Origin of the sequence: Enterobacter asburiae, from assembly GCF_001521715.1 — a bacterium.
In the GTDB taxonomy this organism is placed as follows: Bacteria; Pseudomonadota; Gammaproteobacteria; order Enterobacterales; family Enterobacteriaceae; genus Enterobacter; species Enterobacter asburiae.
The window spans coordinates 1995808-2009686 of the sequence record NZ_CP011863.1; the positions used below are offsets into that span (position 1 = coordinate 1995808).

Below are 13879 nucleotides of genomic sequence, written 5' to 3' on the forward strand. Positions count from 1 at the left end.
GCCCGCCGCTGTGGTGAGAAAAGAAGGTAAACAGAATATTGTTCTTTCCTGACGCTGGGCGCCATGCCACTTTTTGGTTTTTCCTGCTACCGCCAAGAGTGGAATTAAATTCTGCATAATCGCAATTCCCCCACTTCAATGGTCACCTGATCCAGTAACTCAGTCTCGGTGCCGTAATTTTTTTCCCATGTTTTCTGACCTGCGTGGATAGCAACGCCGTGCCCGCCGGTTCTGTGGTGAGGTGCGCACAGAGGTAATGTTTTTTTATGGTTTGCACGTTGGGCTATTCCCTGCCCTGTGCGTATGTGATGGATTTCTGCAGGTGATGCGCCATAGCCAAGATTTCGGCATACAACGCAACCCAGAGAGGCAACGTCTGCCAGCCAGCGTTTATCGTCGTTAGTCATGGCGATATTTCTTACGCGGCGTAGCTGAATAATTGTGAGGCTGCGTTTTCTGCGGCCTGCTGTGTTGGGAACGTGCGGTAGAGGATGAAATTCCAGAGCACATCGAGAACGGATTTGTAGAGCTGGGAAAATTCGATATCGTCCATTTTTGCGAACGATATGGATTTTGGTTCTTTGCGGGTGGTGCCGTCAGGCATTTCGTATTCGGTGTAAAAACCTGCCTGGATAGTTACCCAGGAACGGAACGCCTCAAACGATTTTACTGCGCTGATATTTCCGGCGCGTTTTTCTGCTTCGTCGCGGAGATACTGATCGGCCAGTTCCTGGAGTGTTTCTTCATGCCCGGCATAATGGGCCACCAGTTGCACATACCCACGAACCAGTTTTTTATCGGCCGGGGAAATGGTTCCGCCGGTCGGCTGCCAGTAATCAAACCCCAGATTAAGCAACGCGAAGAATTTGCGATGAAATGCCGGATTGCGCGCTTGTTTAAAGTCGGCGTAAAGCACAGCGCCCATGCGACATTTTTTTTCGATAAATTCGCGCGCTTCTGGCGTTGCCGGGATTAATACTCCGCCTGCTGATTTTACAAAAGAATACTGCGCCATTGGTTTCCCCTTTAGCGCAGCAATTGCTCAGAAATACAGGTTATCGGGTGTTCAGTCCGATGCCCTAATTATACCTTAGTTTTGTCTTTTTCGACAATGGTAAAACCAGACAATTCCGCCAGTTCAAACAACGACTTAAGTGATGCAAGGTGCTCATCATCATGAGCAGTTCGTAGGGCAGATATTTTGCCGTTTCTGAGGGTCACGAGTACGCGGCCGTTATCGGGAAGATGATCCCCAATCTCCGTTTTTTCAATCACGCCTCCCCCTCTCAAACAACTGTATAAAATTACAGTATATATACTCCCAAGTGGCAGGAAGTGCAAATCCTTAAGAGCACAAAACGTTAAAATAATTAAAAATACAAGTACGTATTGTTTTGTTTTTAAACAAAAAAACCGCCGTTTCCGGTGGTAGTATGCTTTGCTCTGCTGACTCATACTGTCAGTATGAATTTTTTCCAGCCACCTGTTATCCAGCACTGCGAATCACCTGACATGATGCAGCTTTTAACCGGAAGCGCGTCGCCGCACTTGGTGCATTTGGTGGTGCTTACACGCTTAATGCGGTTGCGCATCCGTGCATCATCCTGGCGGATCAGCAGCGCGATATACTCGGTCATGTCATACGGCGCACGACCAGGGCGCCGGCCGGCGCAGTTGCGCTCGAGCATTTCAACCTCCTGCGCATCGAGCTGCAGCTCCAGCTTGCGGTTACCGGTTTTGGCCTGGCGTGCGCGCTGCGCTTTTTTACGTTCAGCTGCGGTCTTAGCCATTAGCGCCCTCCAGTTCGGCAATGCGAGAAATCAACTTTTTCCGTTCTTCCTCCCATCGCTGTTGGCGTAACTCCATAGCTCTGGTGGCGGTATAGACACGATTCTCCATGTCGCTGTCTGCCGCCATGCAGATGACTCGCCACTCATTTGGAGTGAACTCCCTACGGTTGCCTCCCTGTTCAAGAACGATGACGCGATTATTCTCGTCACGATACACTATTGCTTGGTTTTCACTCATAGCTTAGTCCTTAACAAAGATGATCCAGTGGGTTTTGTCGTTCTTCCCGGTACGCTGGCCGATAGCGGGTTTCTCGTCTGTTAACTCCAAAATCTGGCTCACCGGGATCTGCGTTTCATTCCATTTGAAAATGAGTACGCCGTGTGGCCGCAATACGCGAAAAGCCTCTTTGAACCCCGCGCGAATGTCCGCCCGCCATGTTTTTTTTGTTGAGGCGTCCGTATTTTTTACCCATCCATGCCGTTTGGCCGACACGCTCAAGGTGTGGGGGATCAAACACAACAACCGGAAACGACGCATCAGCAAACGGCAGCGAGCGGAAGTCTGCAATCAAATCAGGACGGATAACGAGGCGGCGGCCGTCGCATAATTCGTGCTCTTCGCTGCGAATATCGGCGAAGAGCGTGCGCGTATCGCGTTTATTGAACCAGAACATGCGGGAACCGCAGCACATATCCAGAACGGTTTGCTCAGCCATACTCACTCTCCTTTAGCGGTATCAGCGGCGTGGCAATAATGCGCCCCGTCAGGCTTGTGGGTTAAATCGAGCTCACGCTTGCATCGTGGGCAGACTGCGAACGGCTTGCAGCCTGCTGCAACAATCGCCTCAATAATCTGGTATTCATTGATAACTAACGGGCAGTCGATATCACCGTCCGGATAGAATGATTCAGGCAGTTTAATCTTTACTTTTTTCGCTTTCAGCTCGGCGGTCCGCTTCTCTGCGGCTTCCAGTGCTATTGATAATTGGTGAGAGCGTGCGATTTGAACATCCAACTGAGTGGCGAGATTAGAAACCATCTTCGCGATCTCGATCAGCGGCGTATCACTGCTGATTGCTTTTGCCAGTTCGTGCCCGGATTTGACTAATTCTTTGTTATTCAACGTTTAACCCTTCTCTCTGCGCGCGCCAGTAATTTAAGCGCTCTCTAAAAAACTCTCTTTGACTCTCCGGCGTTGCCTCAATTTGCTGAACGACCGCGTAACGCGTGGTTTTCTTCTCATAGAGCTGGCGAACGAGCGCGGCAGCGCGCATGTCGTAATGCTCTTTGAGCTGAAATTCCTGCGGCCATTTGGAGCGATTGAGGGGTAAGCCGGGCGGTAGGTAATCCGATTGCCCGGCCATGCCTTAATCCTTCACGCTTTTCTCTGAATGGGTGTAAAAACGAGGATCAACACTTTTCAGGGTGAAATGAGTCACCGGCATATCATCGTGACGCTCAATGCCAACGTATTTGGACTGAACCATGCGCCAGATACGCTTTTGCAGTTGGCCGGGGGTAATATTGATGTCCGGGTGATATTTTTTGATCGCAGCGAGGATGCCCTGATACGAAAGGGTTTTGCCCTTCATCAGCGCCACCAGCTTTTGTGCTGATAACTCTCCGGAGGCCTTTTGGGATTCCGCTTTTGCTTTGCGTGCAATCGGAGTGATCGACTCCAGAAGGAGGCGGCAGCGGCCCGGTGCGCCGACGCGCTGCCCGGTGAGCTTGTCGTAGTTTTCATTGCTCCCGGCACTCCAAACGGTGGCAGTCTCGCGGATTTTTACCGTTTTTTCGCCTTTAGCAGTGATAACCGTCGCAGTGTGGGTTTTGAGCCAACGCCCTGAGGTGTTAACGGCTTGCACAGGTGCTTTTTTTGTTTTCGCTACGCGATAAACAGGGTTTACCTGGATCGGGCGGGGTGCCGGAACGTAACAGGCACGATTTCTGGCACGCGCGCCAGCATTCATACGCCAGATGATTACTGGCCCCCAGTCACAACCATCATCTGCGCTGGTGGTTTTTGCATACAGTAAATCGGTCATTGGTCTTTCCTCGTTGGTTAATTAGCGCTGGTCAGGCGCGGTTAAAACGGTTCGGTGTTGTATTTGTCGGAATACCGACGCGGTTGTTTTTTGGGTTTGGCTGCCTCCAGTTGAATACGGGTTTTCTCTTTCCCGACATGTTGATCGATTGGTAAGAAATGGCCGTTCTTGAATTCCTGGTAGATCACGGTGCCAGCTGCGGCAAAGCGGCACTTACCGAGAATGACCTCAGCAACACCTGCAGCAGGGCTTTCAGGGTTATAAACCTCGTCGCGATACAGAAACAGGATGCTGTCGGCGTCCTGCTCAATAGAGCCGGAATCACGCAGGTCTGACATCACCGGGCGGCGCTGTGCTGCCGGGCGCGCATCAACGGCACGGGAGAGCTGGCTCAGCGCGAAAGTGGGCGTGTGCAGGCGCATAGCCATCGTTTTGAGGTTTCGCGAAATATGCGCAACGGCGAGATCGTTACGCTCTGCTTTTGGTTTTTTTATCAGACCAAGGTAGTCGACCATAATCATCGCTAAATGCGGGTGGCGGCGTTTGTGAGTTTCCGCAATGGCGCGGATTTGTTCGACGGTCAAATCGGTAGCGTCAACAATCCAGATATCACGATCATTGAGTGTGGCCATCGCTGATGTCAGGCGCGCCCAGTCCTCGTCATACATGTCCTGAGGGTTACGCAGCCGTGATACAGAAAGGTTTCCGGCGCCAGCCAGTGAGCGTTCAACGATCTGCGTGGCCGCCATTTCCATACTAAAAATCAGCGCGCCGCCGCCTTTGGCCGTTACCCCTTCCACCACGGTGAGCGCGAACTCTGTTTTACCCATTCCCGGGCGGCCAGCAACGACGATAAGATCCTGTGGGTTAATTCCTCCAGTGGCGCTATCGAGATCCGAAATACCCGTCAACAAATTGCGGGTCGATTCATCACCATCCATGCGTTTTTGCAAGGTATCCATGTAAACAGGCAAAAGCTCGTTGATATGTACCGGCTGAATGTCGCCAGTGTCAGCAGTCATATCCAGCAGCTGCGCGACGGCGTTCTCGACCACCTGATCGCGTTGCTCCTGGTTTGCTGCCTGTCGGATGCCGTCGGCCCCCTCCTGCAGCAGTTTCGCCAGCGCCCTGCTGCGCCATGCTTTGACCATCTTCCCTGCATACCCTTTCAGGTTTGGTACCGTGGCAGGAATACGGGAAATGTCTGACAAATCGGCCAGACTTGAGCCACCCAGAGCCTCGCTGATGAAAAGCATATCGATCATGCCGTTCGCCAGGGCTTGTTTTTTTATTTCGCTGAAAGCGCGGCGATGGAATCCGATGCTGAATGATTCCTCCGGCGTGCTGGCGATCACATCGAACGCATCCGGAGTGGCACCGCCATTCAGCAGGCCAGCCAGCACACAGGCTTCGAGATCCTGAGGGCTCACAGTGCACCTTCCCTTGTCTTACGCAGTGTTTCCGGTTTCATCAGGTAATCAAAACTGGCGCGCCAGCCGTCGCGATGTTCGCCGCCAAAGTAAAAATCTGGCGCGGTATTGCGGAATTTTTCCAGGTAACCCAGAAACGCACCTGTGGTTTTATTCATCATGTGAGCCGCAAGGCGCGTAATTTTCTGGCGGCGATCAGCGTCAAGTGTCGCGGCAGGTAGTACGTCAGCGAAAATCTCGTTGTAGGCATCAACAACCGCTACCGGATCAATACTCGCCTCTGTGGTGGCCCAAGCCTCAGCGTCAGCGAGATAACCGTCGAACCGGTTCACCCGGCAGATATTTGCTGGCTTAGGCGCGCCAGAGCCACGGCGATGCCATGTAGCCAGAACCCAGCGGATAACCAACTGCAGTTCGGCCAGGGTGTACCCCTCACGCGTCAGAGTCGGCGTCAGCATGAGCACGAACGGTTTAACGTCACGGCAACGGGTACCGGTGCAGTCGTTATAAAACTCGAGCGCTTTTTTCGCGTCAGCGAGAATAATTTCCTCGCCCTCCCCCATTTGGGGGTTAGGGGGATCTTTAGGTTCATTGACTGGTTCAAAAGAGTGACTGGTTCTGGTGCCGCCACACGGCATAGGGGGTGTGCTTTCTGGCGGCACACCTGTGCTTTTTGACGGCATAGGGGCTATGCTTTTTGGCGGCATAGGGTTGTCGAGTTTCATGTAATACAGATTCGACGCATTACCCTTACCATTTTTGACGCCAGGGCGGTTTTCTTTCACCAGCAGCCCCATAGCGATCAGCGCATCGATGTGATCACGTACAGCGCTCTTGCTGCACTCGCAATGGTCGGCAATATGTTTGTACGACGGCCAGCATTCACCGCTGTCATTGGCGTTATCAGCCAGTTTGATCAGCACTAATTTGCGGATAGGGTTTCCGGTTTTAATTGCCATCGCGCGGGCCATCAGGGTCATACTCATAATCAGATCCCCAATGTTTCAGCAATTTGACGGCATGCCGCCTGATATTCCTCAGGTGACAAATTCATTTCGCGGAGTTCTTCTTTCAGTTTTTCATACTGCGCCCAGATAGATAACGCAGCTGCGCGGCGACCTTCGAAAATATCTTCGATGTCTTCCATGACGGCCGGTGCGCCATTCAAACGGAAGCCGTTCCGCCAGGTAATGCGGTCAATTGAATTCAGCATGTTGGTCTTTCCTCGGTACAGTTAAACGCTGGTCAGGCGCTGTGTTTCCTGGATGGCTTGCAATGCCTGGGCTATCCTCTGCGGTCTATCCCTGGCATCCAGCAGTAGCGCGATGATCGCCGCAGCAAACTCGCGTATCGCTACGCATATCAAATGCTGAGTAGTCATTCCCAGCTGCGCGTATCGTTCTGCGGGCAATGCCGCTTCCATCGCCTTAGCCAGCGCTCTTGTTTTGGCTCTAGCCGCTTTGGTGTCGCCACGTAACCAGCGAAAAATTTGCTGGCGATTGTTGTTTATGGCCCGCCAGTCGGCGTTACCCATTGGATCTTCCATCTGGTGAAGCTTTACCGTGCTGGTGTTACCACCCATTCGGAACCACATGCGTGTGATTTCGATGGCAACATGTTCCTGCCCGCGCTCTACGGCCCAGTTGAAGATCTCCCGTTTCAGTTCTTCGAGGTTTTCCACTTCCTTCGCGTCTCCTGTCGCTGAAAACCTGATTAGGCTTAATCAGATTTCTTGGTTGCTGGTTGTTAAGCTGCTGCCCTGTCTGGAATCCCGTCTTTTGGGTTCGGATATAAATCAGGACGCAGATCATGCGGTGTTACTTGGAATCCAGTTGCAGCAGCCCATTTAAGTGCCGTGGCAGCCCCAAGTAGACACTCTCCGGAGGCGACACGGCTGACATATCCCTGGGTCCGCCCTACGAGTGCGGCAAATGCTTTCTGGCGTACACCAGAAGTTTTAAGAAATGTTTTGAGATCCATCGATCCTCCTGGGTTGTATGAGACATGCAAATATTAGTATCACGAATATAGACATGTCAACAGTAACACGCTTGGGAGTAGATTAATTTTACGAATAATATGGATGCCATGAGAAAGAAAACGCTTGATGTCGCTGAAACTGATGCCGCGCAAAGACTGCGCGACATATGGGATAAGAAAAAAGTAACTTTACGCCTTACGCAGGAAAAGGCGGCGGATGCTCTTGGCTTCAGCACACAAGCGACTGTAAGCCAGTATTTACGTGGAAGCATCCCCCTCAATACCGATGCAACATTGAAATTCGCCGCGCTTCTTGGCGTAAAGCCAGAGGAAATCCGCCCAGACCTAGCTGAAATGATGAACTACGTTCGTGCTACCGGTTCGCATGTCCAAGACTACTCAGCAGCTGGCTGGAGGCTTTTGACTCCTGATGACGCAGAACTTTTAGAGCTTTACGAAAGACTTCCACAAAGCGAGAAAGAAAGGCATTTGTCTGATTTAAAAGAAAAAGTTAAAGATTTTGACAGGCTATTCGAGGAACTGCTGGCCACCAGAAAGCAATAATCCCCTTCCACAAACAATCCCGCAAATGCGGGATTTTTTTTATCGTTTATTTTCAAACACATAAAAATAATATTCGCATTGCGATTATTTTTGGCTTGACCTGAATTATACGCATAACTAATATTCACATCACCAACGACGCACTAACCACGCGGCAGTTGTTCAGAAAAACGTTCTGACAGTCTGGAAAGACAGGCACCAAATTCGCGGGTCGCCGCCAGTACGATGACATGCGGGAAAGACCGCAACGAATCCAAAATTGCTGTGTGTAGTCTTTGCCTCGTCTCCATGAGGGGCACTTTTTTTCACGGCAATGAACATGAGGAAAGACCAACGGGCATGACCAGCCCTGACAGCCCGGAAAGACGGGCACCAGACGTAAAAAAACCCACCGAGGTGGGCTTCTTTACCCGGGACAGTGACCAAACCGCCCGGAGGTGGTACAGGGGACCAACCCTGTACCGAGGAAAGACCAACGACATGAGCCGCTGATCGGCTCGAATTATACATCAGTAAGGAGCCGCTATGGAAGCGCTACCCCTGCAGGTAACACTGTACATCCACATATCTACTAACCCCCACGTCCCTGCACTTTACCTGGTTCATACCTGTGACATGTCACAGAACTATCCAGATCTTTACGTACTGCTGGAAACGCGCACTGTTTTCCTTGAGATAAACCAGCCGGAACCGATCGACATTATCGGTAAACAGGTTGAACGCCTCCAGAAAGAAAAGGCGTCGATTGTCGATCAGGCTCACCAGCGTGTCGCTTTCCTTGAAGACAAAATCCAGCAGCTGCTGTGCATTGACCATTCCACCATCCAGGAAAGTGATATTCCGTTCTGAGGTGTCCATGCAAACTGAAAGGTTCATTGAGAAAGTGATGAGCGCTGGGTTATCAGTGCTTGAGCATGAAAATAATGGTGATTTCGGAAGTGGCGTTATGCATTTAACCATTGTCGGCGGAGTGAGACGCGTTGAGTTCTACCCTACCACCGGCACTGTCTACGCCAATGCAGTTAAAGGGAAATACCCCGTTTTTAAGCAGAAAAAAGCCGGGATCAAAGTAGCTATCCGACTTGCAAAATCAGGCGCCTGACCTGCGCCAGTAACCGAAGAGGAAAGACCAAGTGACAATCTCAATTTACAACTGCCTGTTTAAGCCAAAAAAATCGGCCATCAAAGATGGTGCCGTTGCGCTGGCGATCAGCGTGGAAGCACCAAACAAAAAAATCGCAGAAAGCATCGTGACGGGTAAGCTCTGGGAGCACTATCCGGCGAACGGCGATAACTTCTTTAAACCTGAAATATGGGAAAACACAGCTGATCAGCCTCACCCGGAGATCGGGAAGTTTGACGAGCACTTTGCTAAATCCCACACGTTCGATGGCGAAAAGTGGGTGGTAAATGCCGCCGAAACAGATGGCAGCGCGAATCCTCTACCGGGCAGTAATGAAATATTAGACTTCATGTCTATTTCACCGAGGGAACGCTTCGCAACGGTGGTGTTATTTGGCCTCGCGAAGCTAGACGGAGATCTTTATTCTCAGGTTCGCGATTATCTTGATAACCTCGAGAACACCAGCCAATACGATGAAGAGGTTAATGACCGCTTAAATCGTTACATCCTTAATGCGATGGAGGCGCATCCGCCTGTTCACCATATGCACCAGGAGGGGCTGAATAATCTCCTGCAGGCAATTTATGCGAAGTTTGAGAACCAGTTACCCGGCGGCGCCGCGCTTTACTCATTTATTAAAAAATGGGCTGACAATCCGGGCAAGCGTGAAGAAATGCTGCCTCAGAACAGCACCAGCACCAGCACCAGCACCAGCACCAGCACGGAAGATAATGCCCAAACTCAGGTTGCACCACAGCGCGGTTACAAACACACATATGCCACGCTGGATCAGGAGATCGCTCTCGCACTGTTGCCAATAGAACCAGCGACCACTGTATCTGTCAGCGCTTTGCGCCAGGCAGAGAGCCTCATTGAAGAAGACCGGGAAGACTTTAAACGCTGGTCCATGGCGCTGCGCACTACTGAGCAGATCCTCAAATATTCCCGCAACACTATTTTTGGCGTGATTCAGGATGTGCCGGCGAAAGATACCCATCACTTCCCTGACTCATTGCGCCGTTACATCGACAGCTGGCTTGCCGAAAATGGTGTGCTTGAACAGGATCCCAATGATACGGAGGCAACCAGTAAATCACTGGCAGCCGGGCGTGGTGAATATGTCGAAGGTATAAGCGACCCAGCCGATCCCAAGTGGGTAAAAACAGAGAATCAGACCACACCGCCGATCGCCTCAAATGAGGTGGAAAAAACGGAAGTGGTTACTGATTCACAGGCTGAGGCCGCACGTGAAACGCTTAATAAAATGGGCTACAGCGTTTACGCCAGTGAATCCGAGCAGGAGCAGAGCAGCAGCGAGCAAGTTAATAGTGCAGAGCAACCAGCAGAGCCGTTGGTGCAAGAAGAACCGCGTCCTAACGTTAATGACGTTGAAAAGAGTATCACCGAACGCACCGGTACCGAGATGGAAAATCTCGACCTGTGGAAGCGCGTTTTTAAAACCGATGAACGTTTCACAAAACAGTTTACTCAGAACGGTGGCGGCACATCGATCAACGGCACCTACATGACGATGCTGGCCACTCGTGAATTTGGCCCTAAAGGTATTGGCTGGGGCGTTGATATTCTCGAAGAGCGTTTCGATACCGGCGCACCAATTACACGCACAGTAAAAGGCCAGGATGGTAATAGTACGTGGGAGCTGATTCCGGACGGTATCGGCGGCTACCTCACAGAGAAACATCACGTGATTAAGATCCGTCTCTGGTATGTGCGTGGCGGCGTGCGCGGTGAAGAGATTTCATTCGGATGCACCCCTTATCTCTACGGAAGTAAATACGGCCCGATCTGCGACGGTGAAGCAACAAAGAAATCACTTACTGATGCGACGAAAAAGGCGCTCTCTTCCCTCGGTTTCAGCGCAGATATATTTATGGGCCTCTATGACAACCCTGAGTATCGGCAGAAAAACAAAGAAGAATTTGCCCTTAAAAATGCCAGCGATAATGCAGAAGATGCTGCGCGCCTGCGTCACGAGCTGGACGACAAACTTACGCGGGTGGCAAACACGCTGGCAACCGGTGTATCTGCCAATGAAGTTACGAAAGTTTTCGCATCTATCGCCCGTGAAGTGGAGGTGCACCGTAAAGATGCTGAGGCTAAAGGCGACAGCCAGCATGCTAATTACCTTAGTAAACGCCTGCGTCGCCTGACCACCATCAAAGACGAACGCCTGAAAGAACTGAACAAAGCCCAGGAGAAAACAGCATGAGCAAGGTAACCGCAATCGCATTAGCAAATGATTACTCCAGCCTGTTAAATCTGCTGGAAACCTCTGACGAGTTAACGCCAGAAATGATCGCCGACACCCTGGAAGGGATTGAAGGTGAACTGGCTGATCGTCTTGATGCTGTTATGGTGGTGGCGCGCAATAACCTGGGCCACGCGAAAACCTGCGAAGAAGAAATGAAACGTCTGGCTGAGCGTAAAAAGTCATTCGAAAATAAAGACAAGCACCTGCGTAAATATATCCTGTCATGCCTGTTAGGCGCTGGCCTGGATAAACTGAAAACGCCAAGAAACACTTTTACTGCTCGTCAGGGTGCAGTAAACGTTGTGATCGATAACGTCGATGCTTTACCTGATGACATGGTGTCAGTGCAGACAGTGATAGCCCCAGATAAAAAGGCAATCAAAGAAGCGATAGAAGCCGCCTCCGCAGCAGCAACACAAATCAAAGCCGATGGCGGTGAAGTTCCGGAAGAATTGCTTAACCCGGTACCAGGTGCACATCTGGAAGTTGGCGAACGTTCATTACAGGTGCGCTAATCATGCTGAAACTGACTCTCAAAAGAGGTGATGCGGTACACGTGGTGTTTCCTGATGGAACAAACGGGATCATCGAAGCGCGTAGCCGCAGTGAGTTGGGGTTGCATCTTCCGGAGAACGTCAAGGTTACACGAGAGAAAGGCGCGTTTCTGAAAGATAACCTGATTAAGCGTAATCAGAATTAATCCCTCTCCGCCGATAGCATTGTGGCCTCAAACACCTAATGGAGGCCGCAATGCTGCACTGGCAACCCGGAGCAATTCTGCTCTCAGACTTTGATACCAAGATCGGAAAATTATCAGCGAGCGTACGAAAGAAGACCCTGACCAGGTCGGATATAGAGCGTGCCTGTAGAGACGCTGACGATGCGATATACCGCATGTTGAGGAAAGACCATGAGACACGATCACGACATTATCACCCGAGAAGAGATGATAGAACTGACGGGGACTCCGCTTAAATCAAAACAGTGCGACGCTCTGCGTCGAGCCGGGATATTCTTTATGGAAAGAGCGGACGGCCACCCTAAAACAACATGGGGGCATTTTATGAACCCCATTAAATACCGCAACCAGGAAATCACTCCGGTGCGCGAGGATGAAGAACCAGACTTCGGAGCCGTATTTGATGGCCGGAAAGCGTAAAAACCCCGCTGACAGCTGGATGCCACCGCGTGTATATCGCGGCAAAGCTGCTTATGAATTTCGGACTAAAGATAACAAAGCCGTTCGCCTGTGCGCTCTTAACGAAACGCAAGCATCGGTATGGCTGGCGTATGAAAAAGCCGTGGGCGAAGAAGTCAGGAAAAATACATTCCAAACCCTCGCAGATATGTTTATGGCCTCCCCCGACTTTATGGATTTGTCACCGGAAACCAGAAAGGATTACACGAAATATTCGGGTAAGGTATTACCCGTTTTTGGCAAAACAGACCCCAATAAAATAAAGCCCGAGCACATTCGGCGTTATATGGATCAGCGTGGTATTTCCAGCCGAACGCAGGCAAACAGGGAAAAGAGTTTCCTTTCACGGGTATTTCGTTGGGGCTACGAACGCGGATATGTAGAAAGAAACCCATGTCAGGGGGTTAAGCAATTCAAGGAAGTATCACGTGAGCGCTATGTGACAGATGAAGAATACAAAGCTGTATATGAGGTTGGAGCTGATGTGGTCAGAGCTGCAATGGAAATCGCTTATTTATGCGTTGCTAGGCAAAGCGATGTCCTGTCTTTAAGTGAAGAGCAGATTAGCGATATGGGGATATTTATCCGCCAGGGTAAAACTGGCGTGAAGCAGATCAAAGCATGGACACCCCGTTTACGCGCAGCGGTTTCGCTGGCGCGCGCACTGCCTCTAAAGCCAGGCATAAGGAGTCTGTTTCTTATCCATCAGCCCAGTGGAAGCAAATACACCCGTGATGGTTTTAACTCGCGCTGGCGTGAGGCAAAGCTGGCAGCCCAGGCTAAATACCCTCACCTGTCGATTGATTTCACTTTCCACGATCTTAAAGCAAAAGGCATCTCTGATCTCGAGGGTAGCCTCGAAGAGAAACAGGCAATCTCCGGCCATAAAAACTCGAGACAAACAGCAATTTATGACAGGAAGGTAAAAGTGGTGCCGGTAGTTGGAGGGCAAAAAAACTGATTGGATATGCGTTCGACGGAAATTCATCTTCGGACGCATCTTCGGAAAAACAATTTTCGGGCATAAAAAAACCACCTTTCGGTGGTTTCACGACACTGCTTATTGCTTTGATTATTCTGCTTTTTCCCATGGTAGCCGGAGTGGGACTTGAACCCACACAGCGCGAACGCCGAGGGATTTTAAATCCCTTGTGTCTACCGATTCCACCATCCGGCCAGGGAAGAAAGTGGAGGCGCGTTCCGGAGTCGAACCGGACTAGACGGATTTGCAATCCGCTACATAACCGCTTTGCTAACGCGCCGTAAAACTTTTCAAACTGACACCCGCTACTGCGCATGTCTTTAATCTGGAGCGGGAAACGAGACTCGAACTCGCGACCCCGACCTTGGCAAGGTCGTGCTCTACCAACTGAGCTATTCCCGCATGTCATCAAGTAAACGTCTAACCACTTGATTTCATTATCGTCCGGCTTGCTGTGCCGCCGTTCGATGCGTTGCATTCTACTGATATGACGTT

The 13879-nt window shown here is 50.8% G+C and carries 21 protein-coding genes, 3 tRNA genes and 1 pseudogene; 8 read left to right on the plus strand and 17 right to left on the minus strand.

All coding sequences use genetic code 11. The features are described from left to right. Positions 1 to 104 precede the first annotated feature (104 nt). The 14 genes and pseudogenes from ACJ69_RS24080 to ACJ69_RS09855 all read right to left on the minus strand — a co-directional run bounded on the left by ACJ69_RS24080 (position 105) and on the right by ACJ69_RS09855 (position 7245). Positions 105 to 407, minus strand: a complete 303-nt coding sequence (locus tag ACJ69_RS24080; RefSeq protein ID WP_071886559.1) for a Ref family recombination enhancement nuclease — start codon at positions 405 to 407, stop codon at positions 105 to 107. Between the two features lie 11 nt (positions 408 to 418). Next, positions 419 to 1015, minus strand: a complete 597-nt coding sequence (locus tag ACJ69_RS09795; RefSeq protein ID WP_054830279.1) for a DUF1367 family protein — start codon at positions 1013 to 1015, stop codon at positions 419 to 421. A gap of 68 nt (positions 1016 to 1083) precedes the next feature. Beyond that, on the minus strand, positions 1084 to 1275 hold the full coding sequence (locus ACJ69_RS09800) for a hypothetical protein (protein WP_059347825.1): 192 nt from the start codon (positions 1273 to 1275) through the stop codon (positions 1084 to 1086). Between the two features lie 176 nt (positions 1276 to 1451). Then, positions 1452 to 1790: a hypothetical protein gene (locus ACJ69_RS09805; protein ID WP_059346971.1), complete on the minus strand. Its 339-nt coding sequence runs from the start codon at positions 1788 to 1790 to the stop codon at positions 1452 to 1454. After that, positions 1783 to 2028, minus strand: coding sequence for a hypothetical protein (locus ACJ69_RS09810; protein ID WP_054830280.1), 246 nt, complete (start codon positions 2026 to 2028; stop codon positions 1783 to 1785). The genes ACJ69_RS09805 and ACJ69_RS09810 overlap by 8 nt, the downstream gene beginning before the upstream one ends. Before the next feature lie 3 nt (positions 2029 to 2031). Continuing rightward, positions 2032 to 2506 (minus strand): annotated as a pseudogene (locus tag ACJ69_RS24085) (class I SAM-dependent methyltransferase). 2 nt (positions 2507 to 2508) lie between these two features. Further along, entirely contained in the window at positions 2509 to 2913 is a 405-nt protein-coding gene (locus tag ACJ69_RS09820; RefSeq protein ID WP_059346972.1) for a hypothetical protein, read from the minus strand. Then, positions 2906 to 3154: a hypothetical protein gene (locus ACJ69_RS09825; RefSeq protein ID WP_059346973.1), complete on the minus strand. Its 249-nt coding sequence runs from the start codon at positions 3152 to 3154 to the stop codon at positions 2906 to 2908. Before ACJ69_RS09825 ends, ACJ69_RS09820 begins: the two co-directional genes overlap by 8 nt. A 3-nt stretch (positions 3155 to 3157) precedes the next feature. Further along, a complete protein-coding gene (locus tag ACJ69_RS09830) occupies positions 3158 to 3835 on the minus strand; it encodes a hypothetical protein (RefSeq protein ID WP_059346974.1) in 678 nt (225 codons plus the stop codon). A gap of 41 nt (positions 3836 to 3876) precedes the next feature. Continuing rightward, positions 3877 to 5265 carry a replicative DNA helicase gene (locus ACJ69_RS09835; protein WP_071886560.1) on the minus strand — a complete coding sequence of 463 codons (1389 nt, stop codon included), beginning with the start codon at positions 5263 to 5265 and terminating at the stop codon, positions 3877 to 3879. Next, a complete protein-coding gene (locus tag ACJ69_RS09840; protein ID WP_059346975.1) occupies positions 5262 to 6251 on the minus strand; it encodes a helix-turn-helix domain-containing protein in 990 nt (329 codons plus the stop codon). The genes ACJ69_RS09835 and ACJ69_RS09840 overlap by 4 nt, the downstream gene beginning before the upstream one ends. A 2-nt stretch (positions 6252 to 6253) precedes the next feature. Next, complete coding sequence (locus ACJ69_RS09845; RefSeq protein ID WP_049120718.1) at positions 6254 to 6478, minus strand: hypothetical protein; 225 nt, start codon at positions 6476 to 6478, stop codon at positions 6254 to 6256. A 21-nt stretch (positions 6479 to 6499) separates the two neighbouring features. Then, positions 6500 to 6946, minus strand: coding sequence for a toxin YdaT family protein (locus tag ACJ69_RS09850; RefSeq protein ID WP_017384468.1), 447 nt, complete (start codon positions 6944 to 6946; stop codon positions 6500 to 6502). Between the two features lie 65 nt (positions 6947 to 7011). Beyond that, on the minus strand, positions 7012 to 7245 hold the full coding sequence (locus tag ACJ69_RS09855; RefSeq protein WP_059346976.1) for a helix-turn-helix domain-containing protein: 234 nt from the start codon (positions 7243 to 7245) through the stop codon (positions 7012 to 7014). Positions 7246 to 7353: 108 nt separating this feature from the next. Between ACJ69_RS09855 and ACJ69_RS09860 the strand changes: the two genes are divergently transcribed. The 8 genes from ACJ69_RS09860 to ACJ69_RS09895 all read left to right on the plus strand — a co-directional run bounded on the left by ACJ69_RS09860 (position 7354) and on the right by ACJ69_RS09895 (position 13363). Then, on the plus strand, positions 7354 to 7809 hold the full coding sequence (locus ACJ69_RS09860) for a helix-turn-helix domain-containing protein (RefSeq protein ID WP_049120720.1): 456 nt from the start codon (positions 7354 to 7356) through the stop codon (positions 7807 to 7809). Positions 7810 to 8424: 615 nt separating this feature from the next. After that, entirely contained in the window at positions 8425 to 8658 is a 234-nt protein-coding gene (locus ACJ69_RS09865) for a hypothetical protein (protein WP_232248328.1), read from the plus strand. Between the two features lie 7 nt (positions 8659 to 8665). Beyond that, entirely contained in the window at positions 8666 to 8911 is a 246-nt protein-coding gene (locus ACJ69_RS09870) for a hypothetical protein (protein ID WP_049120723.1), read from the plus strand. Positions 8912 to 8948: 37 nt separating this feature from the next. Further along, positions 8949 to 11162 carry a hypothetical protein gene (locus ACJ69_RS09875; protein ID WP_059347826.1) on the plus strand — a complete coding sequence of 738 codons (2214 nt, stop codon included), beginning with the start codon at positions 8949 to 8951 and terminating at the stop codon, positions 11160 to 11162. Then, positions 11159 to 11719 (plus strand): siphovirus Gp157 family protein, encoded by a 561-nt coding sequence (locus tag ACJ69_RS09880; RefSeq protein ID WP_059346977.1) that lies wholly within the window; start codon positions 11159 to 11161, stop codon positions 11717 to 11719. The genes ACJ69_RS09875 and ACJ69_RS09880 overlap by 4 nt, the downstream gene beginning before the upstream one ends. Before the next feature lie 2 nt (positions 11720 to 11721). Beyond that, positions 11722 to 11904, plus strand: a complete 183-nt coding sequence (locus tag ACJ69_RS09885) for a hypothetical protein (protein WP_017384474.1) — start codon at positions 11722 to 11724, stop codon at positions 11902 to 11904. A gap of 210 nt (positions 11905 to 12114) precedes the next feature. Next, a complete protein-coding gene (locus ACJ69_RS09890; RefSeq protein WP_032609568.1) occupies positions 12115 to 12363 on the plus strand; it encodes a DUF4224 domain-containing protein in 249 nt (82 codons plus the stop codon). Continuing rightward, the gene (locus tag ACJ69_RS09895) at positions 12347 to 13363 is read left to right on the plus strand and encodes a tyrosine-type recombinase/integrase (RefSeq protein WP_049120727.1); all 1017 of its coding nucleotides are present in this window, start codon (positions 12347 to 12349) and stop codon (positions 13361 to 13363) included. Before ACJ69_RS09890 ends, ACJ69_RS09895 begins: the two co-directional genes overlap by 17 nt. A gap of 129 nt (positions 13364 to 13492) precedes the next feature. Here ACJ69_RS09895 and ACJ69_RS09900 read toward each other — a convergent pair. From ACJ69_RS09900 to ACJ69_RS09910, 3 genes are all read right to left on the minus strand, one after another. Continuing rightward, positions 13493 to 13579, minus strand: a tRNA-Leu gene (locus ACJ69_RS09900). Between the two features lie 11 nt (positions 13580 to 13590). After that, positions 13591 to 13664 (minus strand) — tRNA-Cys (locus ACJ69_RS09905). Between the two features lie 46 nt (positions 13665 to 13710). Beyond that, a tRNA-Gly gene (locus ACJ69_RS09910) sits at positions 13711 to 13786 on the minus strand. Positions 13787 to 13879 lie beyond the last annotated feature (93 nt).